Below are 26,996 nucleotides of genomic sequence, written 5' to 3'. Positions count from 1 at the left end.
CGGCTGCGCGGTGCGGGTCAGCAGCCGCTCAGTGTGGACTCCAGCGCGCTCTTCTCGGCGTCGTCGATGGTCAGGTCGTAGTGGTGCTTCACCTGGACCCACATCCGGACGTAGGTGCAGTTATACGAGGAGCTCGGCGGCATCCACTCCGAGGGGTCCTTGTCGCCCTTGGACTGGTTGACGTTGTCGGTGACGGCGATCAGCTGGGGCTCGCTGAGGTCGTTGGCGAAGCCCTGGCGCTCCGGGGTGGTCCAGTCGTTGGCGCCGGAACGCCAGGCCTCGGCCAGCGGCACGACGTGGTCGATGTCCACGTCACCGGAGGCGGTCCAGGTCTCGTCGTCGTACTCCGAGAACCAACTGCCGGAGCTGGCCGAGCAGTCCGAGTCGGTCTCGACGTTCTCGCCGTCCCGCTTGAGGACGGTCTCGCGGGTGTCGCAGGAGCCGTCCTGGGTGATCCAGTGCGGGAACTGGTCGCGGTCGTAGCCGTCCAGCGAGCCTTCGGCGGCCACGGTCAGTTCGGAGAGGTAGGTGCGGGCGGTGGCGGCGTCGACGGGCGTGGGGGGCGAGGCCTGGGCGGCGGGGCCGGTCATCACCGCGAGCGCGGAGACGGTTGCGGTGAGCGCGCCGAGCACGCCGAGACGCCGCTTGGTCAGGGTTCCACGCGCGTAGAAAACGGACATGTGAACTCCCTCGTTGTGGGGGGACGTTGACCGGGTGGGGCCCGGCCATGCTGTCGGCGCGGGGTTTCGTGGAGGTGTGCGCCAGGTGACAGGGTCGCGTCAACGGCGCGGAGTCTCAAGAGGGGCGGCAATCCGTCATCTGTTCGTCTCGTGCCACGACTTGGGGAAGAAGGCGGCCAAATGGCTGATAGGGGGCGGTGGTCGAGGGCTGCGGGAGGCCGGGTGCCGGTGCGGGTGAAGTGGGGCCGGGCGTGGCTGGGGGTGGGCGTCGGGCGTGTGGCGGAAGTCACGTGAGGGGGAGGGGTGGCGATCGGTGCCGGTGTGTGGGGTGTGGTCGTGGGTACTGGCGGGGGCGGCGGCACTTGAAGGGGTGCGGGGGGTGTCCCGTATGGTGTGAGGCGCAGAAGGGGAGTAGCTCTTCGCCGGACCGTCGACATACTGCTCAGCTCGTCTGAGCCGGCGCCCGGAGCGGCACACGGAGACCGTGTCCGCCAGCGAGACCTTCGGCAGCAGTGCCATGCCGTGCCCTCGGGTACGGGACATTCATGTGCGCTGCCCTGCCGAGGTTCGCGACATGCAGCAGCTCTCGGTGGGGTGGCGCCCGACCGATATGAGGAACTGTGATCAGCTTCAGCGTGACGGCGCTCGTCTTCGGCGTTGTCTTCCTCGCCGAACTGCCGGACAAGACGGCGCTGGCGGGGCTGGTGCTCGGGACCCGCTACCGGGCCTCGTACGTCTTCGCCGGTGTCGCCGCCGCCTTCACCCTGCACGTCGTCCTCGCCGTCGCGGCGGGCAGCGTGCTGACACTCTTTCCGCAGCGACTGGTCCACCTCGTGACCGGTCTGCTCTTCCTCGGTGGCGCGGCGATGCTGCTGCGGCAGGGCTCCGAGGAGGAAGAGGATGTACGCGAACCCGCCGACCAGAGCTTCTGGAAGGTCTCCGGCGCCGGCTTCATGCTCATCCTGGTGGCCGAGTTCGGTGACCTGACGCAGATCATGACCGCGAACCTCGCCGCACGGTACGACGACCCCCTGTCCGTGGGCATCGGCGCGGTGCTCGCCCTCTGGGCCGTGGCGGCGCTGGGCATCCTGGGCGGGAAGGCCCTCATGAAGCGGGTTCCGCTGAAGCTGATCACCAAGGTCGCCGCGCTCTTGATGCTCGGGTTGGGGGTCTGGAGTCTCTATGAGGCTGCGACTGGGTGAGTGAGGGGCCCGGGCCGGGCCCGGTTGTTCTCGGGCGGTTTCCTCGAGATCTGAGGGCGGATCTGTTCTTGTCCCGTCTCGGGCCGGATCTGTTCCTGGGTCGAGTCTGTGTTGGGTCTGCGGTGGACGCTTTGTATCGTTGGTGAACAAAGGTTTCGGGTGTGCGGCGGTCTGCGGGGTGACCCGCCCGTCGGCGCTCGGGACCGCAGGCGATCCGATGCACTGGAGTCAGTCGATGCCGGCCACCACGGTCCTGTCCGCCCGCGCCCTCCTGATCGACATGGACGGCACCCTCGTCAACTCGGATGCGGTGGTCGAGCGCCTCTGGCGGCGCTGGGCGGCCGAGCACGGGATCGACGGCGACGAGGCGATGCGGATCGTCCACGGGCGGCAGGGGCAGGCCTCGATGGCGCTGCTGCTCCCCGACCGTTCCGTCGAGGAGAACATCGCCGACAACGCCGAGTTGCTCGCCGCCGAGACCGAGGACGTCGAGGGCGTGGTGCCCATCCCCGGCGCCGCCGACTTCCTCGCCTCGCTCGTCGGCCTCCCGCACGCGCTGGTCACGTCCGCGAACCTCCCCCTCGCCACCGTTCGCATGAACGCGGCCCGGCTGCCCATGCCCGGGGTGCGGATCACGGCGGAGTCGGTCGGCGCCAGCAAGCCGCATCCCGAGGGCTTCCTCAAGGGGGCCGCCGAACTGGGCGTCGAGCCCGCCGACTGCGTCGTCTTCGAGGACTCGGGCGCGGGGATCGCGGCGGGCCGGGCGGCGGGGATGAGGGTCGTGGGCATCGGTTCGCGTGCGGCCGCGCATGAGCCGGATGTGGTGGTTCCGGATCTCACGGGGGTGCGGGTGGTTGGGGTGGGGGATGGGGTGGAGGTTTTTGTGGGGTGAGGTGGAGTGGGGTGGGGGAGTGGTGGGGGCTGTAGGTGGGGCGGGGGTGTTGGCAGTGGCGGTAGTGGCGCTGTCGGTTGTGGTGACAGGTAACAGGTGACGGATGACAGATAGTGAAATCCGTCATCTGTCATCCGTCACCTGTTACCTGTCAGGTGGGGTGGCTGCCGGTCAGGCGTCGAACCCTGACCGCGCCGCTGATCCCCCGTGGAGCGGCTGGCTCACCCGCCGCGCCGCTCAGCCTCCTGCCCGCTCAGCCTCCTGCCCGCTCAGCCGACTACCTTGATCTCGCCGATCTCGCCGATCTCGCCGATCTCGCCGATCTCGCCGGCTCACCCCTTCGTGTTCCCCTCCAGGCTCTTGCGCGTGGCCGTTCCGTACACGCCCGAAGGGTCGGAGCTGATGCCGCGGGTGAACTGGTAGCCGCGGACCGCGTTCTCGACCCGGGTGTCGTATACGCCGTCGTACGGTCCCGCGTACAGGTATGCCTGGCGGAGCCTCCGCTGGAGTTCCGCCACCTCGGGGCCCCGGCTGCCCGCGCGCAGGACGGGGACGGCGACCGGCTTGGGGCGCATCGCGCTGCGGGACGTGGTCGGCTTCGGGCGCGGCGGCGGGGGAGGCGGGGCCGTGGTGCGCGTGGGGCTGGGCTTCTTCGACGGGGTCGCGCTCGGGCTCGCCGGTGCCGAGGAACTGGGGGTGGGATCGGGAACGTAGGTCTGCGCTCGACTCGACCGGGCCTCGGGTATCGCCTCGTCGTCCTCGGAGCCGCCGGACAGGGCGTCGGTGACGAGGAGCCCGAGTACGACGGCACCGGCGGTCGTGCCGAGCGCGGCGACGAGACCGAGGCGGCGGCCGGACCATCGGCGCCTGCCGCCCGCGGCGAGAACACCCGCCTGCCCGGCCGTCTGCCGTGCCGCCGCCCCGCCCGGCGTCGCCAACGGCGGCAGCGGCTGGGACACCACGCCCGTGTGCGGGGGCTCGTCCGACTCGGAGAGTGAGACGTAGGGCCGTACTCGCAGCGGGGTGTAGTCCGAGGCCGTGGCGGCCTCGGCCGCACGCGCCTCTTTGCGCTCGGCGGCGCGTGCCTCCGCCGTGGGACCCGTGGGTTCCGCCGGTCCCGTGGGCCCAGCGGTGCGCGTCTCCGCGGAGTGCTCGGCGGCCCGGGTCTGCGCCGGGGACTGGGTGGCTTGGAGCTGTGCCGAGAGCTGGGTGGCCTGGGTCTGCACCGAGGACTGGGGAGCCTGAGTCTGTGCCTGGGGCTGCGCCGAGGGCTGGGCGGCCTGAGGCTGGCCCGCGCCCTCGACGGCCCGCATCTGCACTGTCGACTCAACGGCCTGGGGCTCGGCCATGGACTCAGCGGCCTGCACCTGCATCGGAGGCTCAGGGGTCCGCACCTGCACCGGAGGCTCAGCGGTCCGCATCTGCTCCGTAGGCTCAGCGTCCGGGACCTTCACCGGGGCCTTCACCGTGGACTGGGCGCCATGCGTCTGTGCCGAGGGCTCGGCCGCGCGCATCTCCGCCGCGGGCTCATCGGTCCGTATTCGCTCCGTAGACCGGGTAGCGCGTATCTCCGCTATGGGCTCCGCGCCTCGTATCTCCATCCCGGAATGCGAGCCCCGTACCTCCGCTCCCGAATGCGAGCCCCGTACCTCCGCCCCCGAATGCGAGCCCCGCACCTCCGTCCCGGACCGCGCACCCCGTACCTCCGCCCGCGACCCGGCGCCCTCTGCCCCCGCCCCCACAGCCCGCATCTCCAGAGTGCGCTCCGCTGCCCCCTCCTTCGTGCTCTGCGGGCGGCAGCCGCAGGCTTGGCCGGTCTCGGAGGAGTGCGCCGAGCCGCAGTCAGGACAGTTCTGTCCGCTCACAAGGGACCCCTCCCGGTCGGCCGCGGCAGGTGCACGCGTGTGCGTGGGTGCCGCGGCGGCACCGGAGATTATGCCGTCGCGCTATGTGCTCGGCGCAGCCGCTCCCCGTGACGGCGGCTCGATCCGGTCAGGAGGCCGACCCGTACCGCACCCCTGAGGATGGGGACGAGGGAAGCGACGCCGTCCGTGCTCAGCAGGGCGCGGAGCTTCCCGGCTCGGGAGTCCCCAGGCTGAGGAAGCACAGCATGGCTGAGGAAGCACAGGCCGGGCCCGCCGCGTCGCCGCCGGGTGGAGGTTCCGGCCCCGGCCCCGATGCCGCGCCCGCCCGCGGAGGTGTCCTGATCTCGATCGGGGCGCTGCTGCTCGGTACGCTGCTCGCCGCGCTCGACCAGACCATCGTGGCGACCGCGCTGCCGACCATCGTCGGCGACCTCGGGGGCATCGACCACCTGTCCTGGGTGGTGACCTCCTACCTCCTGGCCTCGACGGCGGTCACCCCGCTGTGGGGCAAACTCGGCGACCAGTACGGGCGCAAGAGACTCTTCCAGCTCGCCATCGTGGTCTTCCTGACCGGCTCCGTGCTCTGCGGCGTGGCCCAGGACCTCGGCCAGCTGATCGGCTTCCGCGCCCTCCAGGGGGCGGGCGGCGGCGGGCTGATCGTGCTGTCGATGGCCCTGGTCGGCGACCTCGTCTCGCCGCGTGAACGGGGCCGCTACCAGGGCCTGTTCGGCGCCGTCTTCGGCACGATGAGCGTGCTCGGACCGCTGGTGGGCGGCGTACTGACGGAACACCTCAGCTGGCGCTGGGTCTTCTACGTCAATCTGCCGCTCGGCGCGGTGGCCCTCGTGGTCATCGCCACCGTCCTGCGCGTCCCGGTCCGCCGCACCCGGCACACCATCGACTACCTCGGCACCCTCGTCGTCGCGGGCGCCGCGTCCTGCCTCATCCTGGTCGCCTCCCTCGGCGGCACCACCTGGAACTGGCTCTCGCCGCAGATCACCGCCCTCGCGGCGCTCGCCGTCGTCCTCATCGCGGTACTCGTCGCCGTCGAACGCCGCGCCGAGGAACCCGTCCTGCCGCTCAAGCTCTTCGGCATCCGCAACTTCCGGCTGTGCGCGGTGATCGGATTCGTGGTCGGCTTCGCGATGTTCGGCGCGATGACCTATCTGCCGACCTACCTCCAGGTCGTCCGCGGCGTCTCCCCGACCATGGCGGGCGTGCACCTGCTGCCCATGGTCGTCGGCACCCTCCTCGCGAGCGTCGGCTCCGGGCAGATCGTGAGCAGGACCGGGAGCTGGCGGTTCTTCCCCCTCGCGGGCGGCGCGGTCACCGCCACCGGGCTGCTCCTGCTGCACCGCCTCGAACTGTCCAGCGGAGACTTCGCCGTGAGCGCCTCGCTGTTCGTCTTCGGCTTCGGTCTCGGCCTCGTCATGCAGGTGATCATCCTGATCGCGCAGAACGCCGTGACATACGAGGACCTGGGCGTCGCCACCTCCGGCGTGACCTTCTTCCGGTCCATCGGCGCCTCCTTCGGCGTGGCCATCTTCGGCGCCGTCTTCGCGAACCTGCTCACCGGCCGGCTCGACTCCGCACTGCGCGGCCGCCAACTGCCCGGCGGCACAAGCCCCGAGTCCTTCCAGGACGATCCACGCGCCGTACGGGGGCTGCCGGAGCAACTCCGCGAACCGGTGCTCCAGGCCTACTCCTCGTCGATCACCGACGTCTTCCTCTACGGCGCGCCCGTGGCACTGCTCGCCTTCCTCCTCGCCCTCTTCTTCCGGCCGGAGTCACTGCGCAAGTCGGTGACCGCCCCGGAGGCCACCGAGACACTCGTCTGCAACCCGGTCGAACGCTCCTCCCGCGACGAGGTGGCCCGCGCCCTGTCCGTACTCGGCAGCCGGGAAGGACGCCACGAGATCTACGTCAAGATCACCGAACGCGCGGGCTACGACCTTGTGCCCGCGGCCAGTTGGCTTCTGCTGCGCCTGCAGCGCTACGGCTCCGCGGAACCGGGTCTGCTCGCCGCCCGGACCGGGGTGCCGCAGCGCCTGATCACCGAGGGCGCCCGGCAGGTGGAGGAGCGGCGCCTCGCGGTACGGGCGGGACTGCCGCTCGTCCTCACACCCCAGGGCCGCGAGGCCGCCCGGCGGCTGGCGCGGGCACGTGAGGACTCCCTCGCGGAACTGCTCGGCGACTGGTGGAACGACAGCAGGCCGAGGGACCTCACCGCCCTGGTCGGCGAACTCAACGGGGAGTTGTGCGGCTGCGACGGCGAACGCCCGCAGCAGGGCGCGCCGCCGCGGGGTGTCGCGCAGCAGAGCGTCTCGCACTCTGCTGCTCCGGGTGCCACGCGGCGCGGTACGCGGTGACCTCTCGGCTGAGCAGGCGGTCTGAGCAGGTCGTCTGAGCAGGCCGTCTGAGCAGGCCGTCCTCGGGGGCATTGAACTGCGGGTCCCTCGGCGGTCCACCGGGCAGCGTGAGGGGGAATCGGAGATCCGTCGCCCGGCGCGGATACGTCAGCGCTTCCCCGCAGGTGTTCCGGTCTCCGCCCGCTGCCTCAGGTCCTTGCGGAACCAGTGGTCGGCGTAGGGCTCGTTGTTGTGGGCGTCGGTCTCCCGGTAGCCGCGGCGGCGGTAGAGGGCGCGTGCCTCGACCAGGTCGTCGCGGGTGTCGAGGATCATGCGGTCGGCGCCCAGGCCCCTGGCCGCCTCCTCGATCGCGTCGAGGAGGGCGCTCCCGCCGCCTCTGCCGCGCCAGGCCCGGCCCACGAAGACGCGCGTCAGCTCGGCCGTCCGCGCGTCCACCAGTCGTACCCCGGCGCATCCGGCCGGCTCGCCCCCGTAACGGGACACCAGCAACTGGCCGTGCGGCGGGGCGAGTTCGCTGCCGGTGGTCGAGGCGATGCCCTTCGCCAGCTCCTCGGGCGGGGTGGGCGCGCCCTCGTGCAGCAGGTACCAGCGGTCGCTGACCTCGGTGTAGTACGCGCGCCAGAGCGCGGCTGCCACCGGGGAGTCGAAGGGCTCGGGGGCGACGGTCCAGGAAGTCATCCCGCATTGTGGGAGCGCCGGGGGGCTGGCGGGCAAACGAAATTCGACCGGGGCTTCGGTGGTGTTCCTCTCGCCGGGCCCTGGCTCGGGTCGCCGCTTTGACGGTGTTCCCACCTGGGGGGCCTCCCCCCCCGCCCCCTCCCTCCCCTCCTCCCCAACGCCCCCACCCCTCTTGCCGCCCTCACCCTCGCCCTCGTTACCCCCTCCTACGCCACCCCGCCCTCCCCAGCCCGCGCCCCTCCACCCCGCCGCACCTTCCATTCCGCCACCACCTCGTCGAGGTCGAACGGCTTGATCCCCAGCGGCGGGCCGGGCGGCGGCATCCGCAGGCAGCGCAGGATCTTGACGTTGACCGCCTCGACGATCCGGCGGGCCGCCCGCTCGGAGGGCGCCGCGTACGCCGCGTCCAGGGCGTCCTCCGCCTCCTTGCGCAGGGCGAGCGTCGGGGGGAGTGGGGCGAGGCCCTCGCGGGCCATCTTTCCCTTGATCCACCACAGCTCGTCGTACGTCGTGTCGGTGCCCGAGGGCAGTGGCTTTCCCGCACCGGCGAGTCGGGCGAACTCGCCGCGTTCCTCGGCCTCGCGGATCTGTCTGTCGACCCAGCTCTCGAAACTCACGCCGGGTGGCTTGCGTTCCGTCATACCTCCAGTCTCCCAGGAAGCCCCGGGAACATGTGTGCTCCGTCACGCGCATCGCCGGGCGGCCCTCGCGCGTCCTACTATGCGGCGGCGACGGTGCCGACTGCCCACGGGCGGCGGGGGACGGGCCCGTCGGCCGGTGACGCGAAAGGCCTTGACCATGCTCGAACTCACGATGGCCACGGTGTCGGGGGACGCCGATTCCGGAGCCACCGCCGGTATGCAGCTGGTGGAGGCGCCGAGCCACCCCGGTGCCGTCCTGCGCCTCGGCCGGGACCGGGCTCAGTGCAGGCTGGTGACGCCCGAGGACTGGCTGTTCGTCTCCCGGGTCCACCTGGAGTTCGGCTGCGACGCGGACGGCGGGTGGACGGTCGGCTGGCTGCGCGGCTCGCACCCCGAACCCTCCTCCCGGGTACGCCTGATCACCGGCGGAACCGAGCGGGAGCTCGACTACGGCGGCAGCGCCGCCCTGCCCCGCGGCGGCTCCGGTGAACTGGTCGTCCAGGACCTGAGCAGCGCCCGCACCGTCAACCTGGGCTTCTACCACGAGGCCTGACCAAACCCCGTAGCCGCAACCACCCGGGTCGCCTCACCCCCTCACCACCTCCTCGCTGCCTTTGCCCCTCCCGCCGCTCTCAGTCCCGCACGCGGGCGAGCAGGAAGCCGTCGTACCCCTTGGTGCCCACCGTCTGCAGGGCCGTCGCCTCCAGGCGGGGGTGCTCCGCGACGAGCCGCACCACGGCGCGGGTGCCGAGGACGGACGGGTCCTCGCTGTCGGGGTCGGCGACCTGGCCGCCGCGGACGACGTTGTCCACGACGATGAGGCTGCCGGGCCTGGTGAGCTTCAGGGCCCACTCCACGTAGGGGGCGTTGTTGACCTTGTCGGCGTCGATGAAGACGAGGTCGAAGGGCTCGGGCTGCTCCGCGGCGAGCACGGGCAGCAGGTCGAGGGCGGCGCCGACCCGCACCTGCGTGATCTTGTCGAGGCCGGCCCTGGCCAGGTTCCTGGTGGCCACCTCGGCGTGCTCGGGGGAGAACTCCAGGCTGATCAGCCTGCCGTCCTCGGGGAGGGCGCGGGCCAGCCAGATCGCGCTGTACCCGCCGAGGGTGCCGATCTCCAGGACGCGGCGGGCCCCCTGGATCCGGGCGAGCAGGTGCAGGAACTTGCCCTGGTTGGCGGCCACCGCGATCGGGGGCAGTCCCGCCCGGGCGCTGTCCTGCTCGGCGGCGGCCAGCGCCTCGTCGGCGGGGGCGAGTTCCGAGGTGAGGTAGGCGTCGACTGCGGTCCACAACTGGTCGCTCATGCGGGGTCACCGGTCTTTCTCGTTAGCCGTGCTAAGGAACTGTGACGAACATAGCTCGTTACGTTGGGTGCTGTGTGAGGCTGTGGAAAAGTCTGTCCACAGGGGCGTGACCGGCGGTTTTCGAGGAAGCATCCCGATTGGGGTGTCCAGGGCAGGACTCTGTTCGACTTGAGTGAGAATCATCCGCCGCGCATCATCGTCCTCGGGGCCTTCAGGGGCGCCGGGTTCGGGGTCTTCGGGCCGGATCAGCGGCGGCTGTCAGGTGAAGCCCCGGTTGCCCGCGTCTCCCTGGACGGGGACCGTGAGGTGCCGGATGGGACCATGTCACTGCGGGCGTGGCACCAGCGAGGAGCGGGGCGGAGCGACTTGGGCGTGGCAGATGTGCGGCAGTCAGAGGTGAGCGGCGCCTTCGGGGCAGCGGGCGCGGACACCGCGAGGACGCGCTTCGCGCTCGTCAGGATCGGTCTGTGGCTGATGGCGGCCGTCCTCGCGGTGCGGCAGGTGGCCGCGGTCCTCAGGCTGCCGCCCGACGAGCGGCTCATCGACCTGGAGACCTGGGTCGGCTCCGAGGGCGTCCTGCATGTCAGCGGCTCCCTCTACGCTTCCGACCAGTTCACCGGCACCCCCTTCGCCGGGATGGTGCTCCGACCGCTGACCCGGGCGGCCGAGGACGCGCTCGGCTGGGGCTGGACCTTCGGGACCCTGCTCCTGGTCGTCGTGGTGGCGCTGCTCGCCGCCCGCGCCCTGCCGGGGCCGGTGTCCCGGCGGACGGCGCTGCTCGCCCCGCCGTTCGCGATCTGCCTGCTGATGGTGTCGCTGCCGGTCCGCAACACCCTCTACCTCGGGCAGACGAGCGTGATCCCGGTGCTGCTCGTCCTGCTCGGCTGCTTCGCGGTGCGCGGGCAGCGGGCGAGCGGTGTCCTGGTCGGTGTCGCCGTCGCCCTCCAGCCGACCCTGCTGCTCTTCGCGGTGCTGCTGTGGTGCACCGAGCGCCGCCGGGCCGCCCTGACCACGGCGGCCACCTTCCTCGCCTGCACCCTGCTCGCCTGGGCGGCGCTGCCGAGCGACTCCTCGACGTACTGGTTCCACCACCTCGCGGGCGCGGGGCTCGGCGGTGATCCGGCCGCGCTCGCCAACCAGTCGCTGCACGGCGCCCTGCTGAGGCTCGGTCTCGACGGCCCGGTGGAGATCGCGCTCTTCCTGCTGCTCGCCGCTGCCGTCGCGGTCACCGGTCTGCGCCGGGCGGTGCGCTACGCCCGCGACGGGCAGCTGCTGCTCGCCGTCGCGCTCACCGGCTGTGTGGCGGTCGCCGTCTCGCCGACCGCCTGGCAGCACCAGCTCCTGTGGCTGCTGCTCGCGGTCTCGGGCCGGATGGGGCGGCGGGACTCGGCGCGGCCGATGTGGCCGGTCGCCGTCGTCCTGGTGATGACCCTGCCCGCCTCGGTCCTGGTCCCCGACGATGTGATCCTCACCCCGATCCGGGAGAACCTCGTCCTGCTCGCGGTGGTCGCCGCCGCCTGTGTGCTGCCCTTCTTCTCGCGGGACTCCGTCTTCTACGCGCGGCCCATCCCCACCGACTCGGTGCCGCCGGGGCCCACCCGGTTCCGCCGGGTGCCGCTGCTGCCGGTGTGGCGCAAGGTGCTGACCCGCCCCAATCTGCTGCTCGAACTCGCCCTGATCAGGGTCGGCTACACCGCGTACTCCGAGATCCGGACCGTGGCGGCGGGCGGCCGGGACACCGCCGAGAAACACGGTGACCAGGTCTACTCGCTGGAGCAGTTCCTGCACATCGACGTCGAGCACTGGGTCAACCACGCGGTGGTGAAGGTCTCCTGGCTGCAGGACTTCTTCGACTTCTACTACACGACCTTCCACTTCTTCGTGCCGCTGGGCATCCTCGGGGTGCTCTACGCGCGGCGCCCGGTGGACTACCGCTGGGCCCGCTCCGCGCTCGGCTTCGGCACCCTGCTGGCGCTGGTCGGCTTCTGGCTCTACCCGCTCGCCCCGCCGCGGCTGATGCCCGACCTCGGCTTCATCGACACGGTGCACGGCGTCCAGGACTTCAGCCAGCCCGACTACGGCGCGCTCACCGCGCTCACCAACCAGTACGCCGCCATGCCCTCCCTGCACTTCGGCTGGTCGCTGTGGTGCGGCATCGTCATCGTCGCGCTCGCGCCGAAGTGGTGGATGAAGGCGCTCGGCACCCTGCACCCGCTGTTCACCATCTCCGCGATCGTGGCGACCGGAAACCACTGGATCCTGGACGCGGTCGGCGGCGCGGTCGTCATCGGCACCGGCTTCGGCCTGGTCCACCTGCTGTCCGGCCCGCGCCCGCGGACGATCCCCGCCTTCGCGGCGGCCGAGGACGCCCGGGCCACGGCACGCGCCTCGGCCCGCGAGCACGAACACGCGCAGGGGCTCGGCGGCGCGGAGCCCGGCTCCGGGTCAGGCGGCAAGTCCGGCACGGACGGGTCCGGGCCCGGCGAGTCCGGTTCCGCCGAGGGCGGCGACCACCCCGAGGCCCCGCCCGCGCACGCCTCTCAGTCCGCGTAGCGGTTGCCCTGCAGTTCCAGTGCCCGCAGCACGGCCTCGGTGGCGAAGCGGTGCCCGGGGTCGGCGAGCCGGTCCCCGAAGTGCGAGTCGATGTTGCGCAGCCGGTAGCGGACGGTCTGCGGATGCACCCCGAGCAGGGAGCTGACCTGGTCGGCGGTGCCCCGGGTGGTCAGCCACACCCGCAGGGTCTCCACCAGGCGGTCGCGGCGGGAGGCGGGCAGCCCGTCCAGCGGGGCGAGTTCGAGGGCGGCGAGATGGGCGACGAGGGCCGGGTCGGAGAGCAGCCACAGGGTGGTGAGTTCGTCCCGGGCGAAGACCAGGGGGGAGTCCGCGATCATCTTGGACTCGACGAGTTCGAGGGTGCGGCGGGCCCAGCGCAGCGAGTCGGCGGCGTCCGCGAGGTCGACGGTCAGGCCGACGGCGGCGCGGGTGGCGCCGAGAGCGGACCCCAGGGATCTTCGCCGGTCCTCGTCGACCGGGCCCGGAATCAGCAGGTGGGGCTGCGGATAGCTCAGGTCGAAGAGGACATCGATGTCGAGATCGCCCTGGGCGAGGGTCAGCGGACCGCGCAGCGCGACCAGGGTGACCTGCTCCGGCAGCCGCCAGCCGGTCTGCTCGGCTAATTCGGTCAGCGCGCCCTGCGGCACCGGCCGCCCGGCGAGGATCAGGTGCAGCAGCCGGCGGCGGCGGGTCTCGTCGCGGGTGCCGTTGCGGGCCTGCGCCTCCATGTAGCCGTCGCGGGAGAGGGCTTCGAGCTCGTCGACGTAGCTGAGGATCGCGTCCGCGAAGGAGAGGATCAGCGCGGGGGAGAGGCTGTAGCGGCGGCCGAGCTTCTGGGCGCGGCGCAGCGCGAGCCGCGCGCCGAGCCGGTAGGCGCCCTGGAGCGACTCCAGGTTGCGGCCCTCGTAGGCCTCGAACCGGCCGAAGCCGCGGCAGAGTTCGTCGCGCAGCGAGGAGGTCGCGCTCGGCGAGGCCACCCGTTCGACGAAGACGGACAGGCTCTGCTCCACACCGAAGCGGATGGACTCGCCGTAGGGCCCGTCGAGCAGGGCCGCGTACTCGGGATAGGCGCGGGTGACCTCCAGCCTGATCTCCTTGATCAGCGAGGGGAGTTCGGGCTGCAGGACCACGGCGAACTCGGTGGGGAGCGGGCGCAGGGCCTCGCCGCCGACGGCCGGTTCGATGGATCTGGGCATGTCTCTCCCTGGTTGCTCCGTCGTCCGGATCCAGACGATGTGGGGGGACCTGCGTGCCCGCGTACGGGCGGTGGGGGTGGGGCGCGATCCGTAGGGCGTGCGGCTGTTGAACATAGACGACGGTTACGGACAAGGACAGAGTCGTGACGCTGAGAGTTGTATCGAGCATGGACTGTGCGAGGCCGCGGCGGTAGGGTCCGCGACCGCCGCGGCGGGGGCGGCAGTTGCTCACCGGGCGACAAGAAGAATGCGCCGGGCCCTCAGGGAAAGACAAGAAGGCGACCCCGGGCAATCGCCCTTCTTGATTCTTTCGCGCATCACTTGCCGCCCTCGGTTACTCGCTCGTAGCGTCAACGGCGCAAGGTGCTCGCTCGGTTGATCAATGGGACTGGTCGGCCGATTCCGCGAAGTGCGCCGTGCCCGAATCCGGGGCTGTATTCGGCCCCGGATTCCCGGTGCGGCAGGAAATCCGGAAGGACTCGAATTCATGCACAAGCTTGCGCGCAAATTCGCCGTCGTGGCCGCCGCCGGCGGTTTCGCCCTCGGACTCACCGCCACCTCCGCCTCGGCCGGGGCCCAGGCCACCTGGACGGTCGCGCCGGGCGGCGCCATCACGGCCCACGCCGACGTTCCGACGCTGACGGTGCCCGCGGCCACCCTCACCTGTGACGGCTCCGACGCGACCGGCTCGGTCAAGAGCGGCTCGGGCCTGAACGGCGCCGGCATCGGTCAGATCGACTCGCTGACCTTCGACAACTGCGGCCTGGCCGGGATCAGTTTCGAGGTCACCGCCTCGGGCACGCCCTGGGCGATCAACGTCTCCGGCGTGAACTCCGGCGACCCGGACCGCGTCGACGGCACCATCACCGGCATCACCGCCCACATCGAGGGCACCGGCTGCTCGGCCGACTTCAGCGGCGACGTCACCGGCTACTTCGACAACGCCACCAGCGAACTCGTGGTGGACGGCGGCGGCGACCTCACCGCCTCCAACGCCAACTGCCTCGGCCTGATCAACGACGGCGACGTGGCCTCCTTCGAGGCCGCCTACGCGGTCACCCCGGGCCAGACCATCACCCTGGACTGACCGCGGCACGGCAGCGACCACGCGGGGCCCGCCCGGGCGCGGGCCCCGCTCCCGGCAGGAGGGCAGGGCGAGTTGAGGCGTGTGACGGTGGAGCGGCGGCGGGCGGCGCGGCTGGCCTCGGCGGCGGCGGTCGTGCTGCTGACGGGACTGCTCGCGGGCCCCGGCGCGGCCTCGGAGGACGAGGTCGACGCGGCGGGTACGGCGGACTACGACTGCCGGTTCGCCGGGGGTGAGCTGCGCGCCGAGGCGGTGATCGAGGCGCGGTTCCCGGCGGCCGCGGAGGCGGGCAGCCCGATCCGGCCCCAGGCGGTCTCGGTCGGGATCACCCTGGACCCGGAGGAGGTCACCGCGCTCTTCCCCGAGAACCCCGGACACCTCACCGGCACCGCCGCGTTGAGCGTCGAGGTGGCGCACGGCTCCGAGACGGCGACCGCGCGCTGGCAGGACCTCGGGGCCGGTGCCGAGGTGCGCCCCGGGCAGCCCCTCGTCCTCGCGCACACCGGCCCGGTGCCCTCGGTGACGGTGGGCTCCGCGGGCGAGGCGCGCTTCACCGCCGGGCGGCTCACCCTCGCCCTGACCGCCACCGGACCGGACCGCGCCGAGGCGCCGCCCACCCGCACCCTGGACTGCGCGGCGGCCCCCGGCGAGGACACCCGCCTCGCGACCGTACGGGTCACCGGACCCGGCGGGCCCACCGATCCGGCCACCGGCTCCGAGGCGCCCGGGACGGGGCCCACCGGCCGACCGGAAGACGGCGACGGCATCGACGTGGACCCCGTGCGGCCCGCCGCCGGGGCCGAGTCCTGCCCGCCCGAACTGCCCACCGGCGAGATCGACTTCAGCGAGGCGCTGCCCCCGCCGGACTACGCGCCGCCGCCGGTCCCCGGCCGGGCCCCGGCCCACGGCTGCGCGTACGCCCTCGGCTACGCCAGCGTGAGGAAGCTGAACGGGGCGATGGTCATCAACGACCCGGAGCGGCAGCCCGCGGTCACCAATGTGATCGTCTCGCTGCAGACCCAGTCGGTGACCCGGCCGGACAACTACTCCCGGATCGACTCGCTGGCCTCCCTGGACCTGCCGGACGCCGAATCCACCTTCCTGACCTTCGGTTTCCAGCCGGTCACCGCGAAGGTCTCCTTCGAGAACGGCCCGCTCAGCATCTCCACCGGCAGCTACCGCCCGGCGGGCGGCACCCGCACGGACTTCGCCGTCATCGCCTTCCGGCAGTCGCTGCGGCTGCACGACGTGAAGGTCAACGGCACCCCGCTGGACGTCGGCCCCGACTGCCGTACGAAGGAGCCGTTCAAGGTGGTGCTGCGCGGCAAGGCCCCGGAGTACGCGAACGTCCTCACCGGCGGGCGGCTGCGCGGGGACATCGCCATCCCGGAGTTCAGCGGCTGCGGCACCGGCGGCGAGGACCTGGACCCGCTGTTCACCGCGGCGATCTCCGGCCCCGGCAACCATGTCGAGTTCGCCCAGGAGAAGACCTGCACCCCCACCACGACGGCCTGGTGCCCGCCGGCCGTACCGCCGCTGCCCGCCACGGACCCCGAGCGCTGACTCTGCTCAGCGGCCGACAGCAGCGCCCGGGGTGCTTTGTCAGCCGATGACAAGAACCGCACCAACTTGCCTAAACGAGGGGAAAGTTGCCGTTCGACCGCTTGTACTCGGCAGTAAGCCGGTCATACGGTTCCCGCGAACTGCCGCCCCGCACCGCTTCGCCGCGCCGCCTTCGCGTCTCGGCTCCGGCGCGCTTTCACCTCGCTCGCGTTCGTGTTCCAGTTCCTCGTTTTGCAGTTCTTCGCTCAGCTTCTGTCGCGCAGTACACAGGACCGGGAGGTGTGATGGGAATCGAAGTGGTCGTCGAAGGCCTCACCAAGTCCTTCGGAAAACAGGAAATCTGGCAGGACGTGTCACTCACCCTCCCGGCCGGAGAAGTCAGCGTCATGCTCGGACCCTCCGGCACCGGAAAGACCGTCTTTCTGAAATCCCTCATCGGGCTGCTCAAACCGGACCGGGGACGGGTGCTCATCGACGGCGTCGACATGGCGGGCGGAGCGGAACGCGACATCTACGAGACCCGGAAGCTCTTCGGCCTGATGTTCCAGGACGGCGCCCTCTTCGGCTCCATGACCCTCTTCGACAACGTCGCCTTCCCGCTGCGCGAGCACACCCGCAAGAAGGAGTCCGAGATCCGCCGCATCGTCATGGAGCGGATGGAGGTCGTCGGGCTCCTGGGCGCCGAGGGCAAGCTGCCGGGCGAGATCTCCGGCGGGATGCGCAAGCGCGCCGGGCTCGCCCGCGCCCTGGTCCTGGACCCGCAGATCATCCTCATCGACGAACCCGACTCCGGCCTCGACCCGGTGCGCACCGCGCTGCTCTCGCAGCTGCTCATCGACCTCAACGCCGAGTTCGACGCCACCATGCTGATCGTCACCCACAACCTCGACATCGCCTCCACGGTGCCGGACAACATGGGCATGCTCTACCTGCGCCGCCTGGTCACCTTCGGCCCCCGGGAGGTCCTGCTCACCAGCGAGGAACCGGTGGTGGCGCAGTTCCTCAACGGCCGCCGCGAGGGCCCCATCGGGATGACCGAGGAGAAGGACTCGGCCACCCTCGCCCGGGAGGCCGCCGACGGCTTCGCCTCGGCCCCCCTCCCGCCGCTCGCCCCGCAGCTGGAGCCCTCCCCGGGACTCGGCCCCCGGCGGGCCGCCGAGCGCCGCCGCCGCCGGGTCCTCACCCTCCTCGACCAGCTCCCGCCCGCCGCCCGCGCCGAGATCCGCAAGGCCTACGGGGCCACCGCGCCCGGCCGGTCCGACGCCGAGCAGGCCACCCTCACCCCACCGCCCCCGCTGCCCACCCGGCGGAGCGGCACATGAGCGCCCCGCCGCGCACCCCCTCCCCGCTGCTCGGCCCCCTGAGGCAGACCGGCCGGCTCTTCACCCTGGCGGCCGAGGTGTGCCGGGCGGCCTTCCGACGGCCCTTCCAGTTCCGGGAGTTCATCGAGCAGTTCTGGTTCGTGGCGAGCGTGACCATCCTGCCCGCGGCCCTGGTCTCGATCCCCTTCGGCGCCGTGATCGCCCTCCAAGTCGGCTCCCTCACCCAGCAGTTGGGCGCCCAGTCCTTCACCGGCGGCGCCAGTGTCCTCGCCGTCATCCAGCAGGCGAGCCCGCTCATCGTGGCCCTGCTGATCTCCGGGGCCGGCGGCTCCGCGATCTGCGCCGACCTCGGCTCCCGCAAGATCCGCGAGGAGCTGGACGCCCTGGAGGTCATGGGCATCTCACCGGTGCAGCGGCTCGTGGTGCCCCGGGTGCTCGCGACCATGCTGGTGGCGGTGCTGCTCAACGGACTGGTCTCGGTGGTCGGCACCCTCGGCGGCTACTTCTTCAACGTGATCATGCAGGACGGCACCCCGGGCGCGTACCTCTCCAGCTTCTCCGCCCTCGCCCAGCTGCCCGACCTGTGGATCAGCGAACTCAAGGCGCTGATCTTCGGCTTCATCGCGGGCGTGGTCGCCGCCTACCGGGGGCTCAACCCGCGCGGCGGGCCCAAGGGCGTCGGGGACGCGGTCAACCAGTCCGTGGTCATCACCTTCCTGCTGCTCTTCTTCGTCAACACCGTGATGACCGGCCTCTACCTCCAGATCGTCCCGCCGAAGGGAGGCTGAGCGATGGCCTCCCCGCTCGCCTGGCTGGACCGCTCCGGCGAACAGTTCCTCTTCTACGCCCGCGCCCTGCTGTGGGTGCCGCGCACCCTGCGCCGCTACCTCAAGGAGGTCCAGCGGCTGCTCGCCGAGGTCGCCTTCGGCTCCGGCGGGCTCGGCGTCATCGGCGGCACCATCGGCGTGATGATCGCGATGACGCTGTTCACCGGCACCGTCGTCGGACTCCAGGGCTACGCCGCGCTCAACCAGATCGGCACCGCCGCCTTCACCGGCTTCGTCTCCGCCTACTTCAACACCCGCGAGATCGCCCCCCTGGTCGCGGGCCTCGCGCTCTCCGCGACCGTCGGCGCCGGATTCACCGCGCAGCTCGGGGCGATGCGGATCAACGAGGAGGTCGACGCCCTCGAAGGCATGGGGATCCGCAGCATGCCGTACCTGGTGACCACCCGGATCATCGCCGGGACCGTCGCGATCATCCCCCTCTACGCGATGGGCCTGCTCAGCTCCTATCTGGCCTCGCGCTGGGTGACGGTCTTCTTCAACGGGCAGTCCCGCGGCACCTACGACCACTACTTCCAGCTCTTCCTCTCGCCCTCGGACGTACTGCTCTCCTTCCTGAAGGTCTTCGTCTTCAGCGTCCTGGTGATCCTCGCGCACTGCTACTACGGCTTCACCGCGGGCGGCGGACCCGCCGGGGTCGGGGTCGCCGTCGGGCGCTCGGTGCGCAACGCCATCGTGCTGATCTCGGTCACCGACTTCTTCCTCTCGCTCGCCCTCTGGGGCGCGACCACCACCGTGAAGGTGGCCGGATGAACGCCGGGGCCGCCCGGCGGCGGAGCGCCGGAGTGGCCTTCCTGCTGGTGCCGGTGCTGCTGATCTGGCTCGCGGTCTCCGTCTACCAGAAGGACTTCGAGGACAGCGACGAGGTCACCCTGCTCACCGGCAGCGTCGGCAACGAGCTGCACCGCGGCGCCGAGGTCAAGCTGCGCGGAGTCGTCGTCGGCGAGGTCCGCCGCATCGACGCCACCGCCACCGGCGCCCGGCTCACCCTCGCCATGCGGCCCGGCACCCTGGACCGGGTCCCCGCCGAGGTCTCCGCGCAGATGCTGCCCACCACCCTCTTCGGCGAACGCTTCGTGGCCCTGGTGCCCCCGCCCCGGCCCGCGGGCCGCACCCTCGCCGCCGGTGCCGTCATCGGGCAGGACCGCTCCCGCAGCGCCGTCGAACTCCAGGAGGTCCTCGACAACCTGCTGCCGACCCTGACCGCGGTCCAGCCGCACAAGCTCTCCGCGACCCTCACCGCGGTCTCCCGCGCGCTCTCGGGACGCGGCGAGAAGCTCGGCACCACCCTCAGCAGGCTCGACGCCCACCTGAAGAAGTTCAACCCCCAACTCCCCGCCCTCAACGAGGACTTGCGGCAGCTGGTGAAGGTCTCCGCGGTCTACGCGGAGACCGCGCCGGACATCGTGCGCGCCCTGGACGACCTCACCACCACCAGCTCCACCCTCGCCGAGCAGGAAGCCGCGCTCGCCGCGACCTACGACGGCACCACCCGGATGTCCGAGGACCTCACCGCCTTCCTGCGGCAGAACAAGGACACCCTCATCCGGCTCGCCGCCACCGGCCGCCCCACCCTCGAACTCCTCGCCGAGTACGCCCCCTCCTTCCCCTGCACCCTGCGCACCCTCGCCCAGTTCGTGCCCGCCATGGACAAGGCCCTCGGCAAGGGCACCGACCGGCCGGGCCTGCACGTCTCCCTCACCACCGTGCCCTCCCGCGGCGCCTACCGGCCCGGCCGGGACACCCCCGTCTACGGCTCCGGCGGCGGCCCGCACTGCTACCCGGTGCCCTACCTCGGCAGCCCGGTGCGCGCCCCCGCCCTCGCCGAAGCCGCCGGGCAGGACCTCGGGCCCGCCAACTCCCCGCAGGAGAACGCCCTGGTCACCGAATTGCTCGCGCCCACCGCGAAGAAGGGCGAGCAGCCCCTGCCCGACTGGAGCAGCCTGCTCGCCGGACCCCTCTACCGGGGCACGGAGGTGACGGTGAAGTGAGACGCGCCTCACTGGCCGGGCCGCTGGTCAAATCCCTCGTCTTCGTCCTCGTCACCTCGCTGACCACCGCCGTCCTCGCGCTGAGCATCGCCGGCGGCCCGGTCGGCGACTCACTCACGTACAAGGCGCGCTTCACCGACACCACCGGGCTGATCGAGGGCGACAGCGTGCGCATCGCGGGCGTGAAGGTCGGCCAGGTCGAGGACATCGAGATCGTCGACCGGCGCCTCGCCCAGGTCACCTTCAGCGTCCGCGAGGACCACCGCCTGCCCGCCTCCGTCACCGCCTCGGTGAAGTACCTCAACATGGTCGGCCAGCGCTACGTCTCCCTGGAGCGCGGCAGCGGACCCGTCGGCCGCACCCTGCCCGCCGGGCGGACCATCCCGCTCGGCCGCACCCATCCCGCCCTCGACCTCACCCTCCTCTTCAACGGCTTCAAACCGCTCTTCGAAGGCCTCTCCCCGAAGGACGTCAACGAACTCGCCGGCTCCCTCGTCCAGGTGCTCCAGGGCGAGGGCGGCACCGTCGAGAGCCTGCTCACCCACGTCGGCTCGCTGACCACCACGGTCGCCGCCAAGGACAAGGTGATCGGCGAGGTGGTGCGCAACCTCGACACCGTCCTGGACACCGTCAACTCCCGGGAATCCGGCTTCGAGGACCTGGTGGACACGCTGAAGGAACTGGTCAGCGGATTCGCCGGGGACCGCAAGCCGCTCGGCGAGGCCGTCGGCGCCATGGACGAGCTGACCACCACCACCGCGGGACTCCTCGGCGAGGGCCGCGCCCCGCTGAAGAAGGACATCACCGCCCTCGGACGGCTCTCCCGCAACCTCGGCGAGGGCAGCACCCAGCTCACCGACTTCCTCCAGCGCAGCCCCGAGAAGCTGACCACCCTCAGCAGGCTCGCCTCGTACGGCTCCTGGCTGAACCTCTACCTCTGCGAGGCGCGCGTGAGCGGCGTCGAGACCTCCGACGGTTCGAAGCCGCCCACCGGCATCCCCGTCACCGAAGAGAGGTGCGGGGCATGAAATGGCCCTCCCGGCACCGCGATCCGGACCGCCGCCCGCGCGGCCCCCTGTTCACCCCGCTGCGGCACCGCGACCCGGTCGGTGTCGCCCTCGTCGGACTGCTGCTGCTCGCCCTGATCGGCGCCGCCGCCGTCAACGTCGACCGGCTGCCCCTGATCGGCGGCGGCACCGAGTACACCGCCTCCTTCCGCGAGGCCGCCGGGCTCGCCGAGGGAGACGAGGTCCGCATCGCCGGGGTGAAGGCGGGCCGGGTCACCTCGGTCGGCCTGGACGGCGCCACGGTCCGGGTGCGCTTCGAGGTGAAGGACGCCTGGGTCGGCAATGCCTCCACCGCCGCCATCGCGATCAAGACCCTGCTCGGCGACAAATACCTCGCCCTCGACCCGCTCGGCACCGGCCCCCAGGACCCCGGCCGCCGCATCCCGCTGAGCCGCACCACCTCCCCGTACGACGTCACCGAGGCCTTCGGGGACCTCAGCGGCACCCTCGACGAGATCGACACCCGGCAGCTCGCGAAGAGCTTCGAGACCATCTCGCGGACCTTCGCGGACTCGCCGCCCGAGGTGCGCCGCGCCGTCAGCGGACTCTCCGCGCTCTCCCGCACCCTCTCCTCCCGCGATGCCGCGCTCGCGAAGCTGCTGCGCGGCAGCAACCGCCTCACCAAGACCCTCGATCGGAAGAAGAGCAGCTTCGAGACGCTCATCGACGACGGCGGCGACCTGCTCGGCGAACTCAAGGCCCGGCGCGCCGCCATCAAGGGCCTGCTGCGCGGCACCCGCGCCCTCGGCACCGAACTCGGCGGACTCGTCGACGACAACAGCAGGGAACTCGGCCCCACCCTGAAGGCACTCGGCCGGGTCACCCAGGTCCTGGTCGACAACCGCGAGGGCCTGGACCGCACCCTCGCCGCCGTCGGCCCCTACTACCGGCTGGTCGGCAACACCCTCGGCAACGGCCGCTGGTTCGACAGCTACCTGTGCGGAGTCGTCCCGAGGAACTACCTGCCCGAGGGCTCCGGGCCCGCCGAGGGCTGCATGCCGCCGAAGCAGCAGACCGCCACGGAAAGGGGAGACCGGTGACCGCGGAACGCCTCACCCGCCGCCGGATCGTCATCGGCACCCTCGTCCTCGCCCTGCTCGCCGCGGGCTCGCTGGCCGGACTCGGCGTCCTCGACCGCGGCGGCGAGCGCCACCTCACCGCCTACTTCACCCGCTCCGTCGGCCTCTACGAGGGCTCCGACCTGCGCATCCTCGGAGTACGCGTCGGCTCGGTCACCGGGGTCCATCCCGAGGGCAGACAGGTGCGCGTCGAACTCGCCGTGGACGCGGGGGTGAAGGTGCCCGCCGGGGCGCGCGCGGTGATCGTCGCGCCCAGCGTGGTCGCCGACCGCTACGTCCAGCTCACCCCCGCCTGGACCAAGGGCCCCCAGCTGAAGGACGGCGCCACCCTCGCCGCCGCCCGCAACGCCACCCCGGTCGAGATCGACCAGCTCTACGAATCGGTCACCGAACTCAGCGAGGTCCTCGGCCCCGAGGGCGCCAACAAGGACGGCGCGCTCTCCGCGCTCCTGGACACCGGGGCCGCCAACCTCGACGGCAACGGCGAGGCCATCGGCGACTCCCTGGAGCAGTTCGGCAAGGCCGCCAAGACCCTCGACGGCAGCAGCAAGGACCTCTTCGCCACCCTCACCCAACTCCAGCGCCTGACCACCCTGCTGAAGAAGAAGGACGGCGGAGTGCGCCGGGCCCAGGAGTCGCTCGGCGACGTCACCCGCTTCCTCGGCGACAACAGGAACGACCTCTCCGGGGCGCTGCGCGAACTCGGCAAGGCCCTCGGCAAGGTGAAGACCTTCATCGACGACCACCGCGGCGAACTGAAGAAGAACGTCGACCGCCTCGTCCCGGTCACCCAGGCCCTCGTCGACCAGCGCCGCTCGCTCGCCGAGGCCCTGGACACCGCCCCGCTCGCCGCCGGGAACCTCCTGAACGCCTACAACCCCGAGCACCGCACCCTCGACGGCCGCGCCGACCTCAACGAACTCAGCATGGGCGGCCCCCTGCTGCCCTTCCCGGCCGTGGGCGCCGCACAGCCGAAGGGAGGAGGGCGATGAAGCCCGGCCTGAAGCGGCTGCGCCTGGTGAGCGCCCCCGCCGCCGCCCTGCTCGCGCTCGCCCTCGGCTTCACCCTCGCGGCCGGCGGCTGCTCCGCCACCGGCGGCCTCGGCTTCGACGGCATCGAGGACCTGCCGCTGCCCGGCGGCGCCGACCTCGGCGACCACCCCTACGAGATCACCGCCGAGATCGCCGACGTCCTCAGCCTGGTCCCGCAGTCCGCGGTGAAGGTCAACGACGTCGCCGTCGGCCGCGTCACCCGCATCGACCTCGCCGAGAACGCCTGGACGGCCCGGGTACGGATGCGGATCAACGGCAAGGTACGGCTGCCCGCGAACTCCGGCGCCCGCGTCGAGCAGTCCAGCCTCCTCGGCGAGAAGTACGTCCAACTCCTCGCCCCCGGTGGGAAGAAGAGCGGAACCGCCGGGCAGCCCGCCCCGGCCGCGCTCAAGCCCGGCGCCGTCATCCCGCTCTCCCGCACCGGCCGCAACACCGAGGTCGAAGAGGTCTTCGGCGCGCTCTCCCTGCTGCTCAACGGCGGCGGCGTCAACCAGCTGAAGACCATCACCACCGAACTCGACAAGGCCCTCGGCGGCCGGGAACCCGAGATCCGCTCCCTGCTGCGGCGGGTCGACACCCTGGTCACCGAACTGGACGAGAACCGCGGGGCGATCACCGGCGCCCTGGACGGCGTCAACAAGCTCTCCGCCCGCCTCGCCACCCGCAAGGAGGCCGTCGGCAAGGTCCTCACCGAACTCTCGCCCGGCCTGAAGACCCTGGAGAAGCAGCGGGGCGCGCTGATGACGATGCTGCGCTCCCTCGACACCCTTTCCACGGTCGCCACCGACACCGTCGACCGCTCCAAGGACGACCTGGTCGCCGACCTGAAGGCCCTCGCCCCCGTCCTCGGCAGACTCGCCGACTCCGGCAAGGACCTCCCCGACTCCCTCCAGGTCCTGCTCACCTACCCCTTCACCGACGAGGTGCTGCGCGGCGTCAAGGGCGACTACCTCAACATCTACCTCGACATGACCGCCGTCCCCGGCACCACCGTCATCCCCCCGGTCCTCGGCCCCTCGCCCACCCCCTCGGCGGGAGCCCGGACCCCGGCCACCGGGAAGACCGGGAAGGCCACCGGCACCCCGCTCCCGCTGCCCTCGGTCACCGCCCCCTCCGCCTCGGCGCCCGCCGCCTCCGGGACCCCGGCCGCCTCCCCGGGAGGTACCCGCTGATGCTGACCCTCTCCACCCACCTCAAGAACCTCGCCTTCCTCCTCGCCGGGAGCCTGGTGCTCGCCTTCGTCGGCATCAAGTACGCCGACCTCGGCCGCTTCGCCGGGGTGGCCGACTACTACACGGTCACCGTCCGACTCCCGCGCACCGGCGGCCTGTTCACCCACTCCGACGTCACCTATCGGGGCGTCTCGGTGGGCCGGGTCGGACCCCTCTCGCTCACCGGCGAGGGCGTCGAGGCCGAACTGCGGATCAGGAAGTCCGCCCCGAGGATCCCCTCCGGCACCCGCGCCGTGGTGGCCGGCCTCTCCGCCGTCGGCGAGCAGTACATCGACCTCCAGCCGGACCGCGAGGGCGGCCCCTACCTCACCGACGGGGCCGAGATCGACCAGCGGTCGACGAAGGTCCCGGCCCCGGTCACCGACGTACTGAGCAGCGTGAACGCGCTGACCCGGTCGGTGCCGCTGGAATCCCTGCGGACCGTCGTCGACGAATTCGGCAAGGCCTTCGAGGGCCGCGGCGACGACCTCCAGGTCCTCCTCGACAACAGCGCCGACTTCGTCGAGGCCGCCGACCAGAACCTGCCCGCCACCACCCGGCTCCTCCAGGACGGCCGGACCGTGCTGCGCACCCAGGCCGAAGAGGCCCGCGCCATACGGGACTTCGCCACCGGCGCCCGCGACCTGAACGCCGCGCTCAAGGGCTCCGACGCCGACCTGCGCAAGCTGATCCAGGCGGCACCCGAGGCCGCCACCCAGGTCAGCGGGGTGCTCCGGGACCTCGACCCCAGCCTCGGCGTGGTCCTCGCCAATCTGCTCACCACCTCCGAGGTCGCCGTGACCCGGCAGCGCGGCACCGAAGAGTTCCTGGTCAAGGTGCCCGCCGTGGTCGCCGCCGGGGCCACCGCCATCGACGGGGGGAAGGCCGACTTCGGCATGTCGGTCACCTTCTTCAAGCCCCTGCCCTGCACCGAGGGCTACGGCGCCACGCGCTACCGCAACGGCCTCGACCTCGGCACCGCCCCACCCCTCAACTCCGGCGCCGCCTGCACCACTTCGGCGTCGAGCGGGGTCAATGTCCGCGGCTCCGCGCACGCGCCCGGCGGGGGCGCGGTACCGGACCCGGTCAAGCCCGGCTCGCTGCCCTCCGGGGCACAGGCGGACGCCGGCCCCGGCCGGGCCGGCGCCCGGCTGCCCGGCGCCCTCGGCCTCCCGGCCGACCCGCACAGCCCCACCGACCTCGCCGGACTCCTCGGCATGGACCTGCTCGACAAGCCTTCCCAGGGGGACACGCGATGAGCCCGAACCGCCCGCGCACGCTCCTCGCCGCGAGCGCCCTCGCCCTCGCCCTGCTCTTCAGCGGCTACGCCACCTGGTCCTACGCCGAGGCCCGCACCGACGACTCGGCCGACTACTCCCGGACCCGCGACACCGTCCTCGACCGGGGCCGCACCGGCATCACCACACTCACCTCCCTCGACGCCCGCACCCGGCGGTCCGCCGAAGCGGGCCTGCGCGCCTGGCAGTCGGCCTCCACCGGAGCCCTGCGCACCGAACTCGCCCGTTCTCGGCCCGAGTTGGGCACCCGAACCCGCTCCACGGTCACCGAGGCCGCCCTCACCGCCCTCGACACCCGCGCGGGCACCGCCAAGCTGCTCGCCACGGTGCGTGTGGACGTCACCGGGGCCAAGGGAGAACAGCCCGGCAGCGACCGCAAACGGCTGGAGGCCGTCCTCACCCGTACCGGCCAGGGCTGGAAGCTCAAGGCGCTGGGCGCGGTACCCGTCGGCACGGCCGGGAGGAACTGAACCATGGCGATCGAGGAGAGCACCCGGGAGACGGCGGCCGACGAGACCGCGCCGGAGGCACCGGGAGCGCCGGACGCGCCGGACGCCGGGCCGGTGACGGCTGCCCCGGCAGCTCCCGAAGGCGAACGGCCGCCCCTGCCAAAGCTGTTGATCGCCGCCCTGGCCGGGGCACTGGTCCTGGTGCTCGCGGGTGCGGGGCTCCTGGTGGCGGCCCACCAGGAACGCGGTGGCGCCGCCGGGAACAAGGCGCTCACCGACCGCGGGGCCACCGCCCAGGTGACCGGCGAGGTCAGCAGCGCCCTGGCGAAGATCTTCTCCTACACCCCGAAGGGCACCGCGGCCACCGAACGCTCCGCCCGCGAGGTCCTCGGCGGCAAGGCGGCCGGACAGTACGAGGAGTTGTTCGGGAAGCTGCGGGCCCGGGTCGCCGAGCAGCTCATCACCCTGACCACCGAGGTCGTACGCGCCGGGGTGGCGCACCTCGACGGCGACAGCGCCCAACTCCTCGTCTACCTCGACCAGTCGGCGCGGCGCGGCAAGGAGAAGCCGACGCACGCGGCCGCCCAGCTCGCGGTGACCGCCCGGCTCCAGGAGGGGCAGTGGCGCATCGTCGACCTGGCAGCCCGCTGAGCACGCG

24 protein-coding genes are annotated in these 26,996 nt (G+C 72.1%); 18 read left to right on the top strand and 6 right to left on the bottom strand.

Annotated features, from left to right (window positions below):
• Positions 1-17 precede the first annotated feature (17 nt).
• Positions 18-680, bottom strand: a complete 663-nt coding sequence (locus HFV08_RS17895) for an HNH endonuclease family protein (protein ID WP_168540688.1) — start codon at positions 678-680, stop codon at positions 18-20.
• Positions 681-1,300: 620 nt separating this feature from the next.
• Between HFV08_RS17895 and HFV08_RS17890 the strand changes: the two genes are divergently transcribed.
• A complete protein-coding gene (locus tag HFV08_RS17890; RefSeq protein WP_168540686.1) occupies positions 1,301-1,882 on the top strand; it encodes a TMEM165/GDT1 family protein in 582 nt (193 codons plus the stop codon).
• A gap of 235 nt (positions 1,883-2,117) precedes the next feature.
• On the top strand, positions 2,118-2,774 hold the full coding sequence (locus tag HFV08_RS17885; protein WP_168540684.1) for an HAD-IA family hydrolase: 657 nt from the start codon (positions 2,118-2,120) through the stop codon (positions 2,772-2,774).
• Between the two features lie 332 nt (positions 2,775-3,106).
• Here HFV08_RS17885 and HFV08_RS17880 read toward each other — a convergent pair whose 3' ends face one another.
• The gene (locus HFV08_RS17880) at positions 3,107-4,123 is read right to left on the bottom strand and encodes a peptidoglycan-binding domain-containing protein (protein ID WP_168540682.1); all 1,017 of its coding nucleotides are present in this window, start codon (positions 4,121-4,123) and stop codon (positions 3,107-3,109) included.
• A 761-nt stretch (positions 4,124-4,884) separates the two neighbouring features.
• Here HFV08_RS17880 and HFV08_RS17875 point away from each other — a divergent pair.
• Entirely contained in the window at positions 4,885-7,008 is a 2,124-nt protein-coding gene (locus HFV08_RS17875) for an MDR family MFS transporter (protein ID WP_168540680.1), read from the top strand.
• A 147-nt stretch (positions 7,009-7,155) separates the two neighbouring features.
• Here the strand turns inward: HFV08_RS17875 and HFV08_RS17870 are convergent, their stop codons facing one another.
• Both HFV08_RS17870 and HFV08_RS17860 read right to left on the bottom strand, forming a co-directional pair.
• Positions 7,156-7,686 (bottom strand): GNAT family N-acetyltransferase, encoded by a 531-nt coding sequence (locus HFV08_RS17870; protein WP_168540678.1) that lies wholly within the window; start codon positions 7,684-7,686, stop codon positions 7,156-7,158.
• 206 nt (positions 7,687-7,892) lie between these two features.
• On the bottom strand, positions 7,893-8,327 hold the full coding sequence (locus HFV08_RS17860; protein WP_168540676.1) for a DnaJ family domain-containing protein: 435 nt from the start codon (positions 8,325-8,327) through the stop codon (positions 7,893-7,895).
• 157 nt (positions 8,328-8,484) lie between these two features.
• Here HFV08_RS17860 and HFV08_RS17855 point away from each other — a divergent pair, with 157 nt between their 5' ends.
• Positions 8,485-8,880: an FHA domain-containing protein gene (locus HFV08_RS17855; RefSeq protein WP_168540674.1), complete on the top strand. Its 396-nt coding sequence runs from the start codon at positions 8,485-8,487 to the stop codon at positions 8,878-8,880.
• Positions 8,881-8,959: 79 nt separating this feature from the next.
• On the opposite strand, the gene HFV08_RS17850 is transcribed toward HFV08_RS17855, so the two are convergent.
• On the bottom strand, positions 8,960-9,628 hold the full coding sequence (locus HFV08_RS17850; protein WP_168540672.1) for an O-methyltransferase: 669 nt from the start codon (positions 9,626-9,628) through the stop codon (positions 8,960-8,962).
• Between the two features lie 321 nt (positions 9,629-9,949).
• On the opposite strand from HFV08_RS17850, the gene HFV08_RS17845 reads away from it, so the two are divergent.
• Positions 9,950-12,181: a bifunctional glycosyltransferase 87/phosphatase PAP2 family protein gene (locus HFV08_RS17845; RefSeq protein WP_168540670.1), complete on the top strand. Its 2,232-nt coding sequence runs from the start codon at positions 9,950-9,952 to the stop codon at positions 12,179-12,181.
• Here HFV08_RS17845 and HFV08_RS17840 read toward each other — a convergent pair.
• Complete coding sequence (locus HFV08_RS17840; RefSeq protein WP_168540668.1) at positions 12,169-13,377, bottom strand: PucR family transcriptional regulator; 1,209 nt, start codon at positions 13,375-13,377, stop codon at positions 12,169-12,171. The genes HFV08_RS17845 and HFV08_RS17840 overlap by 13 nt on opposite strands.
• A 487-nt stretch (positions 13,378-13,864) precedes the next feature.
• Here HFV08_RS17840 and HFV08_RS17835 point away from each other — a divergent pair, with 487 nt between their 5' ends.
• The 13 genes from HFV08_RS17835 to HFV08_RS17775 all read left to right on the top strand — a co-directional run bounded on the left by HFV08_RS17835 (position 13,865) and on the right by HFV08_RS17775 (position 26,989).
• A complete protein-coding gene (locus HFV08_RS17835) occupies positions 13,865-14,464 on the top strand; it encodes a hypothetical protein (RefSeq protein ID WP_168540666.1) in 600 nt (199 codons plus the stop codon).
• Positions 14,465-14,545: 81 nt separating this feature from the next.
• Positions 14,546-16,024, top strand: coding sequence for a DUF6801 domain-containing protein (locus HFV08_RS17830; protein WP_312885685.1), 1,479 nt, complete (start codon positions 14,546-14,548; stop codon positions 16,022-16,024).
• Between the two features lie 284 nt (positions 16,025-16,308).
• Entirely contained in the window at positions 16,309-17,346 is a 1,038-nt protein-coding gene (locus HFV08_RS17825; protein ID WP_168540662.1) for an ABC transporter ATP-binding protein, read from the top strand.
• The gene (locus tag HFV08_RS17820) at positions 17,343-18,134 is read left to right on the top strand and encodes an MlaE family ABC transporter permease (protein ID WP_040253991.1); all 792 of its coding nucleotides are present in this window, start codon (positions 17,343-17,345) and stop codon (positions 18,132-18,134) included. Before HFV08_RS17825 ends, HFV08_RS17820 begins: the two co-directional genes overlap by 4 nt.
• Before the next feature lie 3 nt (positions 18,135-18,137).
• Positions 18,138-18,944, top strand: a complete 807-nt coding sequence (locus HFV08_RS17815) for an MlaE family ABC transporter permease (protein ID WP_040253993.1) — start codon at positions 18,138-18,140, stop codon at positions 18,942-18,944.
• Positions 18,941-20,182, top strand: coding sequence for an MCE family protein (locus HFV08_RS17810; protein WP_168540660.1), 1,242 nt, complete (start codon positions 18,941-18,943; stop codon positions 20,180-20,182). Before HFV08_RS17815 ends, HFV08_RS17810 begins: the two co-directional genes overlap by 4 nt.
• Positions 20,179-21,210 carry an MCE family protein gene (locus HFV08_RS17805; protein ID WP_168540658.1) on the top strand — a complete coding sequence of 344 codons (1,032 nt, stop codon included), beginning with the start codon at positions 20,179-20,181 and terminating at the stop codon, positions 21,208-21,210. The genes HFV08_RS17810 and HFV08_RS17805 overlap by 4 nt, the downstream gene beginning before the upstream one ends.
• Entirely contained in the window at positions 21,207-22,289 is a 1,083-nt protein-coding gene (locus HFV08_RS17800; RefSeq protein ID WP_168540656.1) for an MCE family protein, read from the top strand. The genes HFV08_RS17805 and HFV08_RS17800 overlap by 4 nt, the downstream gene beginning before the upstream one ends.
• A complete protein-coding gene (locus tag HFV08_RS17795; RefSeq protein WP_168540654.1) occupies positions 22,286-23,320 on the top strand; it encodes an MCE family protein in 1,035 nt (344 codons plus the stop codon). Before HFV08_RS17800 ends, HFV08_RS17795 begins: the two co-directional genes overlap by 4 nt.
• Positions 23,317-24,552, top strand: coding sequence for an MCE family protein (locus HFV08_RS17790; RefSeq protein WP_168540652.1), 1,236 nt, complete (start codon positions 23,317-23,319; stop codon positions 24,550-24,552). Before HFV08_RS17795 ends, HFV08_RS17790 begins: the two co-directional genes overlap by 4 nt.
• On the top strand, positions 24,552-25,850 hold the full coding sequence (locus tag HFV08_RS17785; protein ID WP_168540650.1) for an MlaD family protein: 1,299 nt from the start codon (positions 24,552-24,554) through the stop codon (positions 25,848-25,850). Before HFV08_RS17790 ends, HFV08_RS17785 begins: the two co-directional genes overlap by 1 nt.
• Positions 25,847-26,359, top strand: coding sequence for a hypothetical protein (locus HFV08_RS17780; RefSeq protein WP_168540648.1), 513 nt, complete (start codon positions 25,847-25,849; stop codon positions 26,357-26,359). Before HFV08_RS17785 ends, HFV08_RS17780 begins: the two co-directional genes overlap by 4 nt.
• Positions 26,360-26,362: 3 nt before the next feature.
• The gene (locus HFV08_RS17775) at positions 26,363-26,989 is read left to right on the top strand and encodes a hypothetical protein (RefSeq protein ID WP_168540646.1); all 627 of its coding nucleotides are present in this window, start codon (positions 26,363-26,365) and stop codon (positions 26,987-26,989) included.
• Positions 26,990-26,996: the final 7 nt, after the last annotated feature.

The sequence above is a fragment of the Streptomyces physcomitrii genome, from assembly GCF_012273655.1.
Taxonomy (GTDB): Bacteria; Actinomycetota; Actinomycetes; order Streptomycetales; family Streptomycetaceae; genus Streptomyces; species Streptomyces physcomitrii.
The sequence above is the reverse complement of the archived record's forward strand: the minus strand, read 5'-3'. Positions and strand labels throughout refer to the sequence as shown.

Coding starts and splice junctions, on each gene's coding strand:
- HFV08_RS17895 (WP_168540688.1), bottom strand. CDS start 680: ATGTCCGTTTTCTACGCGCGTGGAACCCTGACCAAGCGGCGTCTCGGC.
- HFV08_RS17885 (WP_168540684.1), top strand. CDS start 2,118: ATGCCGGCCACCACGGTCCTGTCCGCCCGCGCCCTCCTGATCGACATG.
- HFV08_RS17880 (WP_168540682.1), bottom strand. CDS start 4,123: ATGGCCGAGCCCCAGGCCGTTGAGTCGACAGTGCAGATGCGGGCCGTC.
- HFV08_RS17875 (WP_168540680.1), top strand. CDS start 4,885: ATGGCTGAGGAAGCACAGGCCGGGCCCGCCGCGTCGCCGCCGGGTGGA.
- HFV08_RS17870 (WP_168540678.1), bottom strand. CDS start 7,686: ATGACTTCCTGGACCGTCGCCCCCGAGCCCTTCGACTCCCCGGTGGCA.
- HFV08_RS17860 (WP_168540676.1), bottom strand. CDS start 8,327: ATGACGGAACGCAAGCCACCCGGCGTGAGTTTCGAGAGCTGGGTCGAC.
- HFV08_RS17855 (WP_168540674.1), top strand. CDS start 8,485: ATGCTCGAACTCACGATGGCCACGGTGTCGGGGGACGCCGATTCCGGA.
- HFV08_RS17850 (WP_168540672.1), bottom strand. CDS start 9,628: ATGAGCGACCAGTTGTGGACCGCAGTCGACGCCTACCTCACCTCGGAA.
- HFV08_RS17845 (WP_168540670.1), top strand. CDS start 9,950: ATGTCACTGCGGGCGTGGCACCAGCGAGGAGCGGGGCGGAGCGACTTG.
- HFV08_RS17840 (WP_168540668.1), bottom strand. CDS start 13,377: ATGCCCAGATCCATCGAACCGGCCGTCGGCGGCGAGGCCCTGCGCCCG.
- HFV08_RS17835 (WP_168540666.1), top strand. CDS start 13,865: ATGCACAAGCTTGCGCGCAAATTCGCCGTCGTGGCCGCCGCCGGCGGT.
- HFV08_RS17825 (WP_168540662.1), top strand. CDS start 16,309: ATGGGAATCGAAGTGGTCGTCGAAGGCCTCACCAAGTCCTTCGGAAAA.
- HFV08_RS17820 (WP_040253991.1), top strand. CDS start 17,343: ATGAGCGCCCCGCCGCGCACCCCCTCCCCGCTGCTCGGCCCCCTGAGG.
- HFV08_RS17815 (WP_040253993.1), top strand. CDS start 18,138: ATGGCCTCCCCGCTCGCCTGGCTGGACCGCTCCGGCGAACAGTTCCTC.
- HFV08_RS17810 (WP_168540660.1), top strand. CDS start 18,941: ATGAACGCCGGGGCCGCCCGGCGGCGGAGCGCCGGAGTGGCCTTCCTG.
- HFV08_RS17800 (WP_168540656.1), top strand. CDS start 21,207: ATGAAATGGCCCTCCCGGCACCGCGATCCGGACCGCCGCCCGCGCGGC.
- HFV08_RS17790 (WP_168540652.1), top strand. CDS start 23,317: ATGAAGCCCGGCCTGAAGCGGCTGCGCCTGGTGAGCGCCCCCGCCGCC.
- HFV08_RS17785 (WP_168540650.1), top strand. CDS start 24,552: ATGCTGACCCTCTCCACCCACCTCAAGAACCTCGCCTTCCTCCTCGCC.
- HFV08_RS17780 (WP_168540648.1), top strand. CDS start 25,847: ATGAGCCCGAACCGCCCGCGCACGCTCCTCGCCGCGAGCGCCCTCGCC.
- HFV08_RS17775 (WP_168540646.1), top strand. CDS start 26,363: ATGGCGATCGAGGAGAGCACCCGGGAGACGGCGGCCGACGAGACCGCG.